This window comes from Dorea sp. 210702-DFI.3.17, from assembly GCF_020560825.1.
Lineage (GTDB): Bacteria > Bacillota > Clostridia > Lachnospirales > Lachnospiraceae > Dorea > Dorea formicigenerans.
In genome coordinates this window covers 1-365 of record NZ_JAJCNB010000095.1, presented here as the reverse complement: position 1 = coordinate 365, position 365 = coordinate 1, and the positions used below count along the sequence as shown (strand labels likewise).

The window sequence follows — 365 nt, the reverse complement described above, 5'->3', positions numbered from 1 at the left end:
TCCAGCTTGGACTCACAGTATATCACGTTTGCGAGCCTGAAATGAAGGCAGAGTTCGATGAGGCAGTTTACGATGAGCAGGTTAGCATGATGGAGATGGTTCTTGACGTTGACGATATCGTTAGCGAGATGAGTGCTATCCGTGACGAATACTGTAAATATCTGTAAGATTATTGATCGTAAGTATTAAATATTAAATAATTTGACAAGACGCATATTATGTGAAAATATGTTGTCGTAAAGGGCGGAGTTCACCCCTCCGCCCTTTTGTTAAAGAAAGGTGAAGGTGGAAAACAATGAATAGTGTAATCAAAGGAGCAAGTTATGTCTTAGCACATACTCCTGACATGGTTTTATATAATGGAA

Annotated in this window: 1 pseudogene; it reads left to right on the top strand. The window is 39.2% G+C overall.

The features are described 5' to 3' along the window. Window positions 1-167: pseudogene (locus LI149_RS15100) on the top strand (glycine/sarcosine/betaine reductase complex selenoprotein A); the annotation flags it as partial. Window positions 168-365: the final 198 nt, after the last annotated feature.